9 protein-coding genes are annotated in these 16,489 nt (G+C 35.7%); all 9 read left to right on the forward strand.

The genetic code is table 11. The annotated features are described in order from the left end of the window. Positions 1-15: 15 nt before the first annotated feature. Positions 16-618, forward strand: coding sequence for an RNA polymerase sigma factor (locus tag LUA91_RS01145; RefSeq protein WP_231424116.1), 603 nt, complete (start codon positions 16-18; stop codon positions 616-618). Between the two features lie 68 nt (positions 619-686). Further along, a complete protein-coding gene (locus LUA91_RS01150) occupies positions 687-1,832 on the forward strand; it encodes a FecR family protein (RefSeq protein WP_231424117.1) in 1,146 nt (381 codons plus the stop codon). Positions 1,833-1,876: 44 nt separating this feature from the next. Then, entirely contained in the window at positions 1,877-5,479 is a 3,603-nt protein-coding gene (locus tag LUA91_RS01155) for a SusC/RagA family TonB-linked outer membrane protein (RefSeq protein ID WP_231424118.1), read from the forward strand. Positions 5,480-5,486: 7 nt separating this feature from the next. Beyond that, a complete protein-coding gene (locus LUA91_RS01160; protein WP_231424119.1) occupies positions 5,487-6,911 on the forward strand; it encodes a RagB/SusD family nutrient uptake outer membrane protein in 1,425 nt (474 codons plus the stop codon). Between the two features lies 1 nt (position 6,912). Continuing rightward, positions 6,913-9,360, forward strand: coding sequence for a zinc-dependent metalloprotease (locus LUA91_RS01165; protein WP_231424120.1), 2,448 nt, complete (start codon positions 6,913-6,915; stop codon positions 9,358-9,360). A 3-nt stretch (positions 9,361-9,363) separates the two neighbouring features. Next, positions 9,364-9,891 carry a DUF3347 domain-containing protein gene (locus LUA91_RS01170; RefSeq protein ID WP_231424121.1) on the forward strand — a complete coding sequence of 176 codons (528 nt, stop codon included), beginning with the start codon at positions 9,364-9,366 and terminating at the stop codon, positions 9,889-9,891. Positions 9,892-10,089: 198 nt separating this feature from the next. Further along, the gene (locus tag LUA91_RS01175) at positions 10,090-12,915 is read left to right on the forward strand and encodes an FAD-binding and (Fe-S)-binding domain-containing protein (protein WP_231424122.1); all 2,826 of its coding nucleotides are present in this window, start codon (positions 10,090-10,092) and stop codon (positions 12,913-12,915) included. Between the two features lie 15 nt (positions 12,916-12,930). Continuing rightward, on the forward strand, positions 12,931-14,007 hold the full coding sequence (locus LUA91_RS01180) for a metallophosphoesterase (RefSeq protein WP_231424123.1): 1,077 nt from the start codon (positions 12,931-12,933) through the stop codon (positions 14,005-14,007). A 422-nt stretch (positions 14,008-14,429) separates the two neighbouring features. Then, positions 14,430-16,460, forward strand: a complete 2,031-nt coding sequence (locus tag LUA91_RS01185) for an FUSC family membrane protein (protein WP_231424124.1) — start codon at positions 14,430-14,432, stop codon at positions 16,458-16,460. The last annotated feature ends 29 nt before the right edge of the window (positions 16,461-16,489 follow it).

The raw sequence follows: 16,489 nt of genomic DNA on the forward strand, positions 1-16,489 counted from the left end.
CGTATTTTTGCTGAAATGTCCCTTGATAATCTGAACGATAGCGAAGAATTAAGATACCTCGAGCACCTTAAAAGTGGACGAAGGGAAGGTTTTGATTTCATCTACGCTAAATACAGTAAAATGCTGCTGCCTAAAATGCAGCGGATGATTAAACTGAATGAAATTGTAGATGAACTTTTGCAGGATGTTTTTTTAAAGGTATGGTTGAACAGAGCAGATATAGACATTAATAAATCATTCAAGGCCTGGATTTTTACTGTGGCTCAAAATACCATTTATGCATATTACCGCAAACTGGCACTTGATGTGAAAATGCAAAAATACCTTTTGGAAACTTTTGCCGAATTTTACGATCAAACTGAAGATTACATTTTTAATAAAGAACGCGTATCATTATTAAATCAGGCGATAGACAAGCTACCAATCCAACGAAAAGAAATTTTTAAGCTCTGTAAAATTGAAGGTAAAACTTATCAGGAAACTGCCGAAATTTTATCTCTTAGCTCATCTACAGTAAGCAATCAATTGGTTAGCGCAACCAAATATATCAAGCGTTATGTCTTTTTTCATTCTCAGGAATTTATTCTCTTTTGTATCGCTGCTTACTTAAAAAGATAAAAAATAAAAAAAAGTTTAAGCATGGATAGTGTGTTTCTTTCTCTCGAGCATATTATATAATGACAACGATGGAAAAAAACACTTCAAAACCAGAATTATTCGAACAATTTTTAGCTGAAAAGAGCAATGCTGCTGAATTAAATCAACTTTTTGATTATTTCGGTCATGCTGATCAGCAAGAGCTTGAAGATTTAATTGGTACTGAATTGGAGAAAGATGCTGGAGCTGCCCATGTGAATGAACAAGAACACCGCTTAGAAACCATCCATTCGAAACTTGCTAAACAGCTGTTTATTAAACCTGAAGGTAAATTGATCAAAATGATCAGATCAACTGGTATAATTAAAATTGCTGCAACCATTTTAGTAGTCGTTTCAATTGGATTAATCATTTACAAATTTTTGAACCCACCGCAACAAATTGTACCAGGATCAGCTATTGCTACACTCCATTTCGATGGAAAAAAAGCTACGCTTGGAATTGCTAAAAATGGTGTGATTTATCAGCAGCATGGCATTCAAATCAGTAAAAAAGCTGACGGTTCTATTGTCTACATGGCTTTAAATGCCGATTCGGCAACGGCTTCTCGATTAAACACATTGGAAACGCCAAATGGTGGAGCATACAAAATTACATTGGGCGACGGCTCTATTGTAATGCTAAATGCCGGATCAAAATTAATTTTTCCTACAGATTTTCGCGGATCGGAAAGAAAGGTTTTTGTACAAGGGGAAGCATTTTTCAATGTGGCTAAAAATCCGAACAAGCCATTTATTGTAGCCGTTGGCGGAAGCGAGATTAAAGTTTTAGGAACACAATTCAATGTAAGCAGTTATCCTGAAACCGAAGGAATTGAAGCAACTTTATTAGAAGGCAGTATCCAGTTTTCAAATTCGAGTGGCCAGGTAATTTTAAAACCGAATCAACAGGTTTTGGCAGGCTACAGCAAGTTGGATGTAAGAAATGTTTCTGCAGAGGATTTTAATGCATGGACTAGAGGCGAGTTTTTGTTTAATGATGTGCCTTTGGCCGTAGTGATGCAAAAATTAGCCCGCTGGTATAATGTAGAAGTAGACCTGGCTACATTGCCAACGAAAAATCTTTACATCAAAATATCACGCAAGGCTGATATTGATGAAGTACTGGAGAACATTTCCAAAGCCACTGGCAATAAGTTTGATTTAAATGCGAATAAGATTGTATTAGAAGAGTAAGATCCCCGTCGTCGTCAATTAACAACCAACCAAACTAAATTTTTATGACAAACCACTACTTTCGCTTCGTCCGATCGGGATGCGGCTATTTATTAAACTGGTCGGCATTTTTATGCATAGCGATGTTAATTTCGTTAAATGCTGAGGCGCAAACCAACCAGTACAGTTTCACTCAAGCGCCACTTAATACCGTAATTTCTCAAATTTCTCAAAAAACTTCGTACGAGTTTGTGTACGATGCTGAACTGGTGAAAAAGGCCAAACCCATTACTTTTAATTTGGCTACACCCGATATTAGAATTTTGATGGATGCCGTTACAAAAGGTCAGGATTTTACCTACGAAATTAGCAACGGACGAACCATTGTACTGAAAGTTAAAAGTGACAATGTAGAAGAATATACCTTACATGGTATGGTTACCGATAGTATTGGTGGACCACTTCCTGGAGCTTCAGTAAAATTAAAAGGAACTAACAGATATACCACAACAGACGGTAATGGGCATTTTAATATTAATTTATCTAATACTTATAATACCATAGATATTAATTATATAGGTTATTTGTCTGAATTACAAAGGATTGATAGAAGTACAGCTCGAAATATCGTTACTGTTAAATTAAAAAGTAATGCTTCTTTACTAGCCGATGTGGTTGTAAATGGCTATCAATCTTTACCCAAAGAAAGACAAACAGGTTCATTTGCAGTTGTTGATAGTGCAACCTTAAACAGGCAAATTAATCCCGACTTATTAGCAGCCTTAGAGGGTAAAGTTGCTGGTTTGATGTATACCAAAAATCCTAATGGATTGAGTGCAGATCAACCAGTATTAAGAGGTGTTGGTACTTACTCTGCTAATATAGGCACAAGCCCTTTGATAGTGGTAGATGGTTTGCCTTCAGAACTTACACTTGACCAAATTAATCCATATGATGTAGAATCAATTACAGTGTTAAAAGATGGTGCAGCAGCATCAATATATGGATCAAGATCTGGCAATGGCGTGATTGTAATTGCTACTAAAGGTGGAAAAGCAAAGGGTGTTAATATCACTTTAAATGCTGATTTATTTATCACAGGAAAACCTGATATAGATAAAATGCATTACGCATCTACAAGCGATTTGATAGATTACGAAACTGCAGTATACAATACTGAAAGAGCTCGTTTTACCACAACGGAGTCGATGTTTAGTGGCTATGGAAATGTAAATAATGGCACAGTAAAATATTATTCACCGCTTTACGAACTCTATCGTCAGCAAGCTACCGGAGCTATTACTACTAATCAATTAAATAGCACAATTAATCAATTAAGGCAGAATGATTATATAAAAGATTACGTTGATAACGTTTGGCAAAATGAAGTAAGACAGCGTTATAACTTGTCCTTTAACTCTGGTAATGGAAAAAGTAGCAATTATCTGTCACTAAATTATGATGCATCGGATGAGCGCATGAAATATAACAACTCTGAAAACTTTAATATTTATAACAAATCTACGTTTAACTTAAAAAAATGGTTAACCGCTACAATTGGAATAAATGCTTCATATAATACAAGTACAACAAGTAATTTTGATTATGCAAACTATCTGATACAGCCAAGATATGCACAAATCACTGATGCAAACGGAAACCTGGTTTATTCCGACTATGTAAATTTAAATGATGGTTTTAGTTCATCTGGTGCTGTAAATGCAGCGGTAATTTCAACTTTAAAGAATAACAGCAATTTCAAATCATTTGGTTTCAATCTTCTCGAATCGATGCAGGAGGGTTTAACTAAAAGTAAGGCAATTAATTTAAGAACATTTGCAAACTTAAAGGCAAATATTTATAAGGGCTTAAGCTATAGCATGCAGTTTCAATATGAAAATAGAAACGCCGATAGTGAATCATTTTATGATAAAAATAGTTATAGAATGCGTTATGCCTATAATTATTTAACCAGTTATAATGCCGCAACTGGAATTTATACCCGTAATCTACCAGATGGTGGCAGGTATTATCAACTCAATAGAAAAAGTAATAGCTATACCTTTAGAAATCAGTTAAGTTATGATAATAGTTTTGGCAAAGATCAGGAACATAATATTGCTGCAATTGCCGGGGTAGAGATGAGGCAAACGCTTACGCCAAGAACTTTGGAAACCGTAAGGTATGGTTATGATCCGGTTACTTTAAGTTCAACAACTCTCAATATGGCTACTTTGAGTACCGCAGGTATAACAAGTTATATAGGAGGTACGCGTACATTAAGCGCGTTGGCAACCAAGCAAGAGCAAACTAAACACAGATACCTATCCGCTTATAGCAACATGAGCTATACTTTTCAGGGGAAATATAACTTAACCGGAAGTATTCGGGTAGATCAGGCAGACTTGTTTGGTGTAGATCCACAATATAAAAATCGTCCGCTTTGGTCGGTTGGTTTAGGTTGGAATGCTAACCGTGAGGAGTTTCTGAAAAACATAGAATGGTTAAATATGCTTAAGGTAAGAGCTACCTATGGAATAAATGGTAATGTTGATCAAGGCTCATCGCCATATTTAACGGCAACATTAAGAAATGATGTTTTATTCCCTTCGCTTCAATACACCAACATATCAACACTCCCTAATCCTAAACTGCGTTGGGAGAAAGTTGCCTCAACTAACTTTGGTATCGATTTTTCGACCTTTAATAATAGACTAAGGGGTAGTATAGATTTATACAGCAAATACAGTAGCGATTTATTGGTAAGTACAGAATTAGATCCAACAGTAGGAGCAATATCCAGAGTGCTCAATAATGGTGCATTAAGAAACAGAGGTATTGAATTAAACCTTACAGGCGATTGGTACAAAACAACGGATTTAACATTTAGTTCGCAATTTGTAATTGGCTTTAACAAAAATAAAGTGATGGAAGTTAATACTGCTGCTCAAAATGCTTATTCATATGTAGGTGCACCAACTAATTACTTTTTTATCAATCAACAATTTAATTCTTTATATGCTTACCGATATGGAGGTATGACAAATGGTTATCCATATTTTCTGGATGAAAATGGAAATTCTAACGTTACCTTCAACGCTACAGGTGTACCAACAGCAGTAAAAGATATCACCAATACAAACGCTATTGTAAACATGGGATCTTTAACTCCATTATATTCAGGATCATTTAGCCAAAGGGTTAGCTATAAGAGCTTCGAATTGAGCGCAATGTTGGTTTTCTCGGGTGGTAATAAATTGAGAAAAGATGTAACAGATTTATCATCGAACACGGTTTACGATCAGGATATTACGCAAAGATGGACAGCTACTACAACCAGCGAATTACCGCGTCTATATGTTGATTATGCCAACTCGGCATTAAATTATGCATCCACCTTGAGTTCTTTATGGAAATATTCTGATGTTCAGGTACTAGATGCTTCTTATATCAAGCTACGTAATATCATACTATCTTATAATTTACCTCAACAAGTTAGCCGTTTAATTCACGTTAGTAATGTTCGTGTATCAGGTCAGGTTAACAATGTATGGTATTGGAGTGCAGCAGGTGATGATATTGATCCTGAAACTTATTCTGCTAATTCTGGCACCAGATCATTACAAATACCTAAAACATTCATTCTTGGTCTTAATGTAACTTTCTAATTAAAAGATGAAAAAATATTCATACATCATAGCAATATTACTAGTAGTTCTGGTAACTGGCTGTAAAAAATATACTGATATCACTCCAACAGGTTCCATAGTAGTAGAAACCGCTGAGGATTATTACAAACTGGTTTCTTTACCAAATAGAGCTTATCCGATTAATAACTTTCAATATTTAGTTGATGATCAATGGATTAGGGAGTCTTATGTAATTGGTCAAAAAAAGAGCATCGACATCATTAATTTTACTTTTGATGATACAGATGCCCGTACTAATTTGCTATCAGGATCATCCTTTTATAATCAAACCTATTCTTACATTAATCGATGGAATACAGTCATATCACTTGTAGATGGAAGTAAAGGTGATGATAAAATAAAGCAGTTGGCTAAAGCTGAAGCTAAAATTTACAGGGCCTTTGATCATTTTATGTTGGTGAACGTGTATGCGAAAGCATATGATCCGGCTACTGCAGCTACAGATGGTGGCATTTGTATAATGGACAAATATGATCTTGAAGCAAAACCAATTAAATCAACTGTTGCTCAGGTATACGATTTTATTCAAAAGGATATTGAAGAAGCACTTCCTTATCTTCAAAAAGTACCTATTGATCCATACCATCCTTCTTTAGCATTTGCTTATGGTTTAAAAGCTAAAATTCATTTATTTAAGCATGAGTTTTCTTTGGCTAAGGAAGCTGCTCAAAAATCACTAAGCTATAATAATACGATATATGATTTAGTAGCATATAGCAAATTAGGTGGGCCTAGTACGCTACCTGTTTTAGCAGGAGAAAATCAAGAAGTACTAAGCTTCATGTATATGACTGGATATACGGAAATGAGTTTTGCCTACACATGTATCATTAGCCCGGAATTGGTTAAGCTTTTTGGAACAAATGATGCAAGATTTAATCTGTTTATGAATACCACAAGTACAAGTTTACTTGATCCAGGTGCTGGAACTGCATATTTTAGTGTTAACTACACAAAATTCTTTTATCCAACAGTTGGTATGAAAACCACTGAAGTATATTTGATGTTAGCGGAGTGTTATGCCCGGGAAGGCAACCTTTTAGAAGCCATGGGTATAATAAATCAATTAAGGGCTAAACGTATTTTAAGTGGTACAATTGCCCTTACATCGCCAGGAACTATAAAAGCAACTATGAACATTATTATCGAAGAAAGAAGAAAAGAATTGCTTCTTGGATTTCATCGTTTCTTTGATTTGAAAAGATTAAACAATGAGCCTGATTATGCCAAAACAGTTACTCATACTTTTCCTATTGTGAATAAAACTGTTCCTCAAGTTACCTATTCTCTGAGCCCTAATTCAAGATTGTATATCATTCCGTTCCCATCGGGAGCAATGAAACTCAACCCTAATTTAAGATTAAACACCAACGAAACCCTTCCGTTTTAAGATGAATTTTAAACAAATTTTATTTCCGATTTCAATTGCGCTCTCGCTAACAGCATTTGGTCAGAAACCTGTTGCCAAACCAGATAGTACCGCGAAAAAAGCACCAATGGATTACAATAAAGTAATTCCAGCAACTGCTATTGGGCAAGATGGACTTTTCAATGTTCGGCAAGTTGATCAAAAATGGTTTTTCGAAGTTCCGGATAGTTTACTGGGGCGTTATTTGTTAGCCGTAACCCGGTACATTAGTACGCCGCAAGGCTTTGGGAGTTTTGGTGGCGAAAAGGTAAATGAGCAAACGCTTTACTTTCAGAAGGGAAATAATAACAACCTTTTTTTAAAAGGGGTTATCTATCGCCAGGAAACCAAAAATACAGATGGGCCGATTTATCAAGCAGTAATGCAATCGCAAGAGAGTCCGATTGTAGCGAGTTTTGATATTAAAGCCAAAAATCCGATAACGGGCAATTATGTAATTGATGTTACCGATTTCTTTAAAAAAGATATCCCGGTGGTATCTATTTCTGCAGAGGAAAAAACATCAAAAAAGTTAAATAGCTTAGCCGATGACCGCTCATTTATTGAACGCGTTACTTGTTATCCGATCAACACAGAAATTAAAACAACCAAAACTTACGCCAGTTCCGGGTTGGGAATTCCTGCTGGTGCATTAACCGGGGCAGTAACTTTACGGTTGAATACATCCATTATTCTGTTACCAAAAATACCAATGAGAAAGCGTTTATCTGATGAGCGTGTGGGCTATTTCAATAACAAATACATTCTGTTTGATGAAGATTACCAAAGAACGCAAACCAAATATTTGGTGCAGCGATATCGTCTGGAACCTAAAAAGGAAGATATGGCTAAATATAACAGGGGTATTTTGGTAGAACCGAAAAAGCAAATCGTTTATTACATTGATCCGGCAACGCCAAAAAAATGGCGGCCTTATCTCATTAAAGGAATAAACGATTGGCAAAAGGCATTTGAGCAAGCTGGATTCAAAAATGCCATTATTGGTAAAGAATGGCCTTCGGCAGATACTACAATGAGTTTGGAGGATGCCAGATTTTCAGTAATCAGATATTATGCTTCTGAAACGCCTAATGCTTACGGACCCAGAATTAGTGATCCTCGTAGTGGGGAAATAATGGAAAGCCATGTCGGTTGGTATCACAATGTGATGAAACTGGTTCATAATTGGTACATGATTCAAGCTGGTCCGTTAGATAAAAGGGCGCAAAAAATGCAGTTTGACGATGAACTGATGGGGCAATTAATTCGTTTTGTTTCTTCGCATGAATTGGGCCATACATTAGGTTTGAGGCACAACATGGGCTCCAGTAGCCAAACGCCTGTAGAAAAACTTCGCGATAAAGCCTGGGTAGAAAAAAACGGACATACCGTTTCCATTATGGATTATGCCCGGTTTAACTACGTGGCGCAGCCAGAAGATAAGATTTCGCCCGTAGGAATTTATGCCAGAATTGGTGCCTACGATAAATGGGCAATTAATTGGGGCTACCGTTATTTTGATGGCGAGAAGGATGAGTATGCTGAAGAGAAACTGCTGTCAAAAATTACTACTGATTCTTTAAATAAAAACCCAAAATTGTGGTTTGGAGGAGAGGGTAAAGATGAAGATCCGAGAAGTCAATCAGAAGATTTAGGCGATGATGCCATTGTTGCAAGTGATTATGGAATTAAAAACCTTAAAAGGGTAGTGGCTAATTTAATTCAATGGACTTATGAGCCTGGAGATCAATATGATAATCTGGAAGAATTGCATAAGGAAGTGGTAAAACAATATAGCCGTTATTTATACCATGTAATGAAAAATATTGGCAATCGTTACGTAACCAAAAGAAGTGTAGATGAGAAAGGTGTGGTTTATGCCGAAGTTCCAAAAAAGAAAGTTAAAAGTGTTGTAGATTATGTAGGCCGCCAGGTTTTCGAAGCACCACTTTGGATGTATCCTGCGGAAATAGCAAAGTATATTGATTTGAAACCTATGGAACAGATATCTGATCAACAATCTCAGATGTTAAATATGTTCTTAAGTGCTGGTATGCTTTACAATTTAAGCCAAAAAGCTTTAACCTCATCAGATCCATATCCTGTTAGTGAATTTCTTGCCGATTTACAACCAACCGTTTGGAAGAAGCCATCGCTTGATATCCAGCAAAATACTTACTTAAGAAGTTTGCAACGTTCGTATGTAGAAAAAGTAGGCATGTTAATTAATCCGAAGGATGTTACGGATGGAAAAATGATGAGTAACGCCCAACGCAGTGATGTGAGATTGGAAGCTATTGCACATCTTAACTCCATTAGAAAAAAGGTAGAGGAGTTAATCCCACAAACATCTGGAATCGATCAGTTACACCTGAAAGATATACGTACCGAGATTGATAAAATATTGAAGAAAACAACCTTAAATCCATAAAAAATGAAGAATTATATATTAGCGATATTCCTTGTTATTGGCATGGTGAACGCAAATGCTCAAGTTAAAACATCAGCACAAGAAGTGGCGCCAGAATTGGTTAAGCAAAGAGAAGAATTAAAAACATTAATCATTACCAATTACTTAGGCATTAAAAACAGTTTGGTAGTGTCTGATTCTAAAAAAACTGCAGCTACTGCATCAGAATTTTCGGCAAATTTTGGCAAGTTTAAATTCAAGAAATTGACTTTAGAAGAGATGAACGCTGCAACTACAGCTCGTAAAAGCATTAAGGAATTGGCAGATAGTATCGCAATTGCGCCTTCTATTAATGAACAACGGAAATTGATGGAAAAATTATCTGAAAAATTTTGGGTAATTATTGATAAGGTTAAACCTGAAAACATGCCGCTTTATCAGCAAAAATGCCCAATGATGGGAACAACCTGGGTAAGTAATGAAAAGAAAATTGAAAACCCATATTATCCTAAAAATATGCTCACTTGTGGTGAAGTGATTGCTGAAAAGTAGTATAAAGATTTTAAATAATAGTTGATGATTGATTGCTGCAAGATGACGGATGTTTCTTGCAGCTTTTCAATTTTTGAGCAATTCTACACAATCATTCCTCGCCAACTCAATAAAGCATCACTCAACCGCTATATATACTTTCTGTGAAGAATAGTTTATTTATCTTTGGTTTTCTAAAAGATTATCCAGAGAATATTAATGAATGAGATTGGTAAATTACTTAGCACAATAATCGCTGAAGATCGGGTTAAAACAAGATTGATCGATCTGGTTTCATACGCTTCTGATGCTGGATTTTATTATTTAAGACCAAAAGCTGTCGTTCAGCCAATTTCCATTAATGAAATTGTATCTCTTTTTGGTTTTTCTCAACAACATCAAATTCCGATTACCTTTCGTTCTGCAGGTACAAGTTTATCCGGGCAATCAGTTTCTGATGGTATTCTGGTCGATTTAAGTCAGTATTGGAATCTCGTTAGAGTCGAAAATGGAGGAGATCAAGTCCGCGTACATCCAGGCGTAACCGGATCTGTAGTAAATTCGGAACTGAAGAAATACAGTAAAAAAATAGGACCAGATCCGGCAAGTATCAATTCTGCCATGATGGGCGGAATAATTTCGAATAATGCCAGCGGAATGTGCTGCGGCGTAAGCAAAAACTCCTACCATACTTTAAAGTTTATCAAATTTGTATTGCCAAATGGCAAACAATACACAACAGAGCAACCGCTTGATTATAATCGTTTTCAAGATGAGTGCCCCGAAATTTTTGAAGGGTTGGTTTCACTCAAAAACCAGATCATTTCAAATCAGGAAATTTTTTATCTGATTCGAAGTAAGTACAAAACAAAAAATACTGTTGGTTACTCGGTTAATGCATTTATCGATTATGAGCATCCTTTAGATATTTTAGCACATGTATTGGTTGGTGCAGAAGGAACATTGGGTTTTATAGCTGAAGCTGTAATGAATACAGTTCCTGATTATCCCTTGAAAACCACTGCTTTATTATATTTTCCAAACATCTTTGCTGCCTGTAATGCCATTTTGCCCTTAACAATTTCTGGAGCTGAAGCAGTTGAATTGATGGACCGGGCATCTCTGCGTTCAGTTGAAGATATAAAAGGTGTTCCTTCGATATTAAAATCTTTACCTGCCGATGCAGCAGCACTTTTGGTAGAATATCAAGATCATAGCCAGGCAGCGCTTGATGCTAAATCCGATCAATTTTTAGCAGTAGCGGATCAATTGGAACTTCTGTTGGTTCCTGAGTTTACCAATGATCCAATAGAACAGGCTTTTTTATGGAAAATTAGAAAAGGAATGTTTCCTTCAGTGGGCTCAGTTAGGGCAAGTGGAACTACTGTAATTTTAGAAGATATTGCTGTTCCTGTGGCCGAATTAGGTAATGCAATTTTAGATTTACAATCTCTTTTTGCTAAATATGATTATGAGAACGCTATAATTTTTGGTCATGCAAAAGATGGAAATATTCATTTTGTAGTTACCCAGGCTTTTGATACTCCAGCAGAAATAACCCGTTACGATAACTTTTTAAAAGAGGTAGTTTTTTTAGTAACGGAGAAATATAAGGGTGCTTTAAAAGCCGAACATGGAACTGGCAGAAATATGGCTCCATTTGTAGCTACGGAATGGGGAGATGGAATTTATCAGGTAATGAAATCTCTTAAACACCTGATCGACCCAAGCAATCTTTTAAATCCAGGTGTAATTATAAATGAGGATAAAAGTGGTCATATCAAAAACTTAAAAGATTTACCTCAAGTAGAAGAGGAGGTTGATAAATGTATGGAATGTGGGTTTTGCGAATATAAATGCCCAAGTAGAAACATCACTTTAACCCCTCGCAGAAGAATTGTTGTAAGAAGGGAATTACTAAAACTCAAAAGAAATAATGAAAAGCTAAGCTATAAAACGCTGCTTGATGAATATCAATACGACGGTTTGGATACATGCGCTGTCGACGGACTTTGCGCCACTGCTTGTCCGGTTGATATAAATACAGGCTCATTGGTAAAAAGATTACGCCGGGAAAATCACAGCAAATTTGCTAACGGCCTTGCATTAACAATTGCGAAAAATTTTGGAACTGTAACCTCAGTAGTGAAGTTTGGGATAAATATGGCATCTGGCATTAATTCTGTTTTTGGCGCAAACGCAATGACTAATCTTACAAAGGGATTTAAAAAAGTAATTCCTGCGGTGCCATTATGGTCTAACCAGATTAAGCCAACACATTCGTATAGCCAATACCAACATAAGTTAACGGCTGCCAGTGCACCATCGGTAGTATATTACCCTACCTGTATCAGCAGAACCATGGGCGGCACTTTAGAGGGGCAAAAAAATATCATCGAAACTTTTATTGCGGTTTCTACAAAAGCTGGTATCGATTTCAAAATTCCTGATAATATTGCAGGCACTTGCTGCGGACAAATTTTTTCATCAAAAGGTTTTAATGATGCTTTAAGATTTACCGTAAATGATACAGTGAGTAAACTATGGGAGTGGAGTGGACATGGAAAAAGTCCGATTGTGTTGGATATTACCTCCTGTACGTACACATTGCAAGAGTGCAGACCTTCATTAACCGATGAAAATAAAAAGAAATTTGATGCCCTTACCATTATCGATAGTGTAGATTATATTCTAGATTATTTGCTTCCAAATGCGACCATTTTGAAAAGGAAAGAGAAAATCGCATTACACCCAGTATGTTCGTTACAAAAAATGGGGCTTGAAGGGAAGTTTGTTAAAATAGCAAATCAGCTGGCTATTGAAGTAATGATGCCTGTACACGCAGGTTGTTGTGGAATGGCTGGCGATAGAGGATTTTTATTTCCTGAATTAACGGCATCAGCTACATTTCCTGAAGCAAATGAAGTGAAAAAAGAAAAGTATGATGGTTATTATTCTTCGGGGAAAACATGTGAAATTGCTATGTCTGAAGCGGTAGGGAAAAACTACGAATCTATCGTATATATGCTTAATGAATGTATCTAAAATAATTGCCAATAGATGAAGCTTCTGCAATACTTATCAATCACTATTATATCTTTTCACAGTCTTTCATCTACAGCCCAGGTTGAGCAAGATGGACCATATATTTCTCGTTCTGGAACTAGGATTATTTCTCGTTATGTTTTAAATGATGTAAGCAAAACAGATACTTTAAATGAAAAAGATTCTATCCAGGTTCGTTTTGCCAAACATAAAGATTGGGATTTTAGCTTTAAGCTTCGTTCCAAGCATATAATACAGCGATCTAGCTATAGAGCAGTTGACAAAATGCTGGTGCTTTCCGATATCGAAGGTGAATTTGAAGCATTTAGAGCTTTGATGATTGCCAACCAAGTAATTGATGAAAAGTTTAATTGGATTTTTGGTAAAGGTCATCTGGTGATTTGTGGTGATCTTTTTGATCGAGGCAAAGAGGTTATTCCGTATTTGTGGTTGCTTTATAAATTAGAAGATGATGCCATTAAAAAAGGTGGTTTTGTTCATGTGCTGCTTGGCAATCATGATATAATGAACATGGCAGGTGATTTACGCTATTTAGCGCCAAAATACCTAGCTTCAGCTAAATTATTAGGATTGGAATATGAAAAACTTATTGCAGAAGATACCGAAATTGGGCAGTGGTTAAGAAGCAAAAACGCAATTGAAAAAATTGACGATAAACTTTTTCTTCATGCAGGAATTTCTCCAGAAATTAATGCTACTCAACTCTCTTTGCAAAAAATAAATAATAAATGTCGAAGTTATTTCGGAATTCCTACGAAAAAGCTTGATGAAGAAGGCACTAAATTCATGAGCAGTAATGGTCCATTTTGGTATAGAGGTTATTTTGGAGATGACCGAACTAACGTTTCGACTATAGATTCTACGTTGAAAAAATTTGGAGTAAAACAAATTTTGGTTGGCCATACCATAACCGAGCAAAATATTGCCGCTTATTACAATTACAAAGTTATTGGAGTTGATGTAAACCATCATAAAGGCAATCGAAAAGCGATATTTTTTAATGGCAAACAAGTTTTTGTAGTGGATGATAAGGGCAATCGTAAACTGCTGGATATCGGTGATAAAAATTAAATCAACCTTTTCTGCTTTCTTTCTTCTTACACACAGCAGCATTTTGGTACGAAGTCTTATCGTGACTAAAACAAAAAAGCAGATCCGAAAATCTGCTTTTTGATAGTGTTTAAATCGTCCCGTTGATTTAATTCTAACTAATGTAAATATAGATCAATGATGGTTATGCTGTAAGGGTAAAATCACCCTAAAATTTATCTTTTTTCTGTATTATTTCATTTACGGATACGTGAATTAATTCTATTGTTGCAGAAAATCCCATTCGCAATAATATAAAACGACAAGCATAAGTTATAAATACACATCGTTGACTGAAAAAATAATCTGATCACGTACCTTTGTCATACTAACTGATATTAATTCATCCTATCTTGATTCTACGAAGCAAAAAAGCTATCGCGTTAAATATTACATATTTTTTCTTGGGAGAATATTTTTCTGATGCTTTGCGCACCACGCTCACTGTTTTGTTTCCCATCATTATTTTCTTCTATCTCGGTAATCAAGAGGCTGCAACCGGGATTGGTGTAGGGGCATTGTTAATTAGTTTAACTGATTTGCCCGATAACCGATTGAATAAATTAAAGAATGCTTTAATAAGCATTGCGGTTTTCTTTTTAACCACTTTTCTGGTTTCTCAAATTTTGGTTTTTCAGCTTTGGGCGGCTATTGTGATTACATTTTTGGCTCTCCTATTTTCCATGTTTGCTGTTTATGGCCAAAAAATGGGTTTAATAGGCACCATGGCATTAATCGTTTGTACATTTGTAATGGGATTGCATCCCGCTAGACCACTTTATTTTAGTGGTTACATGTTAGTTGGTGGCGTTTGGTACTATCTGGTTAGCGTAATTCAAACATTAATGAGGCCATACCGATCATTAAATCACGCCATTTTTGAATGTTTACTGGCCAGCGCTGCTTTTTTAAAAGTGAAGGCTAAAAATTATGATCCAACGCTACAATTGGATCATCAACAAAAGGAAATCATTAAATTACATATTCGCGTAAACCAAAAACATGAGTTGATTCGCAATTTGTTGTTAACTGATCGTTATGCAATGGATCCAAGCAATAGAAAAGGCAGGATACTTTTGGATAGGGCAGGCTTGCTAATAGATTTGTATGAGCAACTTAATGCCGTACATTTCGATTATGAATCTATTCGAAAATCTTTATCTAAAGGTAAAAGTTTGGTGCTTATTGCTGGTCTTATCCGAATCCTTGCTGAAGAAATCGAAGATCTTGGGAGGCATGTACGTTCCGTAAAAAATATCGAGTCACAATCTAAAATCAATTCTAACTTCACCGCTGATCATGCTTCATTGGTTGCTGAAATGGCTAAATTAGATGATCATCAAAAAGATTTTGTTCGAAATGTGATTTCCAATATTGATGAGATTGCAAAAATTATTACTTCTATTCGCAAAAGTGATCTTGATAGCATTCATTTACCATCAAAAGAAATAATCGAATATCCACTTTTTATAAGTTCCGATCGTTTTTCTTTGAAAGACCATTTAAGTTTAAAATCTCCAATTTTCAGGTTTTCACTTCGCATGGCAATTTGCTTTCTTTTTGGATTCATATTAATCTATCAACTTGAAGCCAGTAGATACAGTTATTGGCTTTTTTTAACTTTGGTAATTGTGGCCAGACCAAAATTTTCCATTACTTGGAAAAGGAATTTTCAGCGGTTGAAAGGGAGTTTAGGAGGAATTGCAATTGGGCTCTTGTTGATTTATTTTATAAAAAGTCCAGCTGTATTGTTGAGTATTTCGGCTGTATGCTTACTTGGGTTTTATGCGTTTAACCGCATTAACTATACCTTAAGCGTAATGTTTATCACACCTGCGGTTATCCTTACTTTGGGCAGTTATCATGGTCACTTCGATCACATTGTTCACGATCGAATATTATTTACGCTGATTGGATGCGCCATTGCAATTATTGCCACATATCTTTTTCCTATTTGGGACAGTAAACAACTTCACCAAAAAATTAAGGAAGCTGCAGATGCAAGTTTAAAGTATTTCTTAATTTCAATCGATAAGTTTCAAAACCACAACGAAAATATGGCTAGAATGGCTCGTAAAAATGCGAATTTGAGTCTCTCTGCTTTATCGGAATCCATTGAATCTGCCAGTCAGGAGCCTTGGCAATCCAATATCAAGATTGAATATCTATATCAGGTTCAGGTAACCATTTATAAAATCAACGCGATGATTACTTCGATTTATTTAACCGGAGAGCGAATTGATTTAGATAATAAAAATGAATTGATGAAAAATATTGTTGGGAATTTGCAGCTGAAAAATGAACATCCTGTTGTTTTAGAAAGTGATCAAAATTCATCCAACACTTACCGCTCTCAAGATCTTCTCCAACAAAAGCTAAGAGATATCCATATTTTATCTTCAGAATTAACAGCAGAATATCATTTGAATCATTAATTATTAGGCTTCTTTTAATTTTTACATCT

This window comes from Pedobacter sp. Leaf250, from assembly GCF_920984735.1.
GTDB lineage: Bacteria > Bacteroidota > Bacteroidia > Sphingobacteriales > Sphingobacteriaceae > Pedobacter.

Bases quoted from the DNA above. Each gene is read 5' to 3' on its own strand.
- LUA91_RS01145 (WP_231424116.1), top strand. From the start codon at position 16: ATGTCCCTTGATAATCTGAACGATAGCGAAGAATTAAGATACCTCGAG.
- LUA91_RS01150 (WP_231424117.1), top strand. From the start codon at position 687: ATGGAAAAAAACACTTCAAAACCAGAATTATTCGAACAATTTTTAGCT.
- LUA91_RS01155 (WP_231424118.1), top strand. From the start codon at position 1,877: ATGACAAACCACTACTTTCGCTTCGTCCGATCGGGATGCGGCTATTTA.
- LUA91_RS01160 (WP_231424119.1), top strand. From the start codon at position 5,487: ATGAAAAAATATTCATACATCATAGCAATATTACTAGTAGTTCTGGTA.
- LUA91_RS01165 (WP_231424120.1), top strand. From the start codon at position 6,913: ATGAATTTTAAACAAATTTTATTTCCGATTTCAATTGCGCTCTCGCTA.
- LUA91_RS01170 (WP_231424121.1), top strand. From the start codon at position 9,364: ATGAAGAATTATATATTAGCGATATTCCTTGTTATTGGCATGGTGAAC.
- LUA91_RS01175 (WP_231424122.1), top strand. From the start codon at position 10,090: ATGAATGAGATTGGTAAATTACTTAGCACAATAATCGCTGAAGATCGG.
- LUA91_RS01180 (WP_231424123.1), top strand. From the start codon at position 12,931: ATGAAGCTTCTGCAATACTTATCAATCACTATTATATCTTTTCACAGT.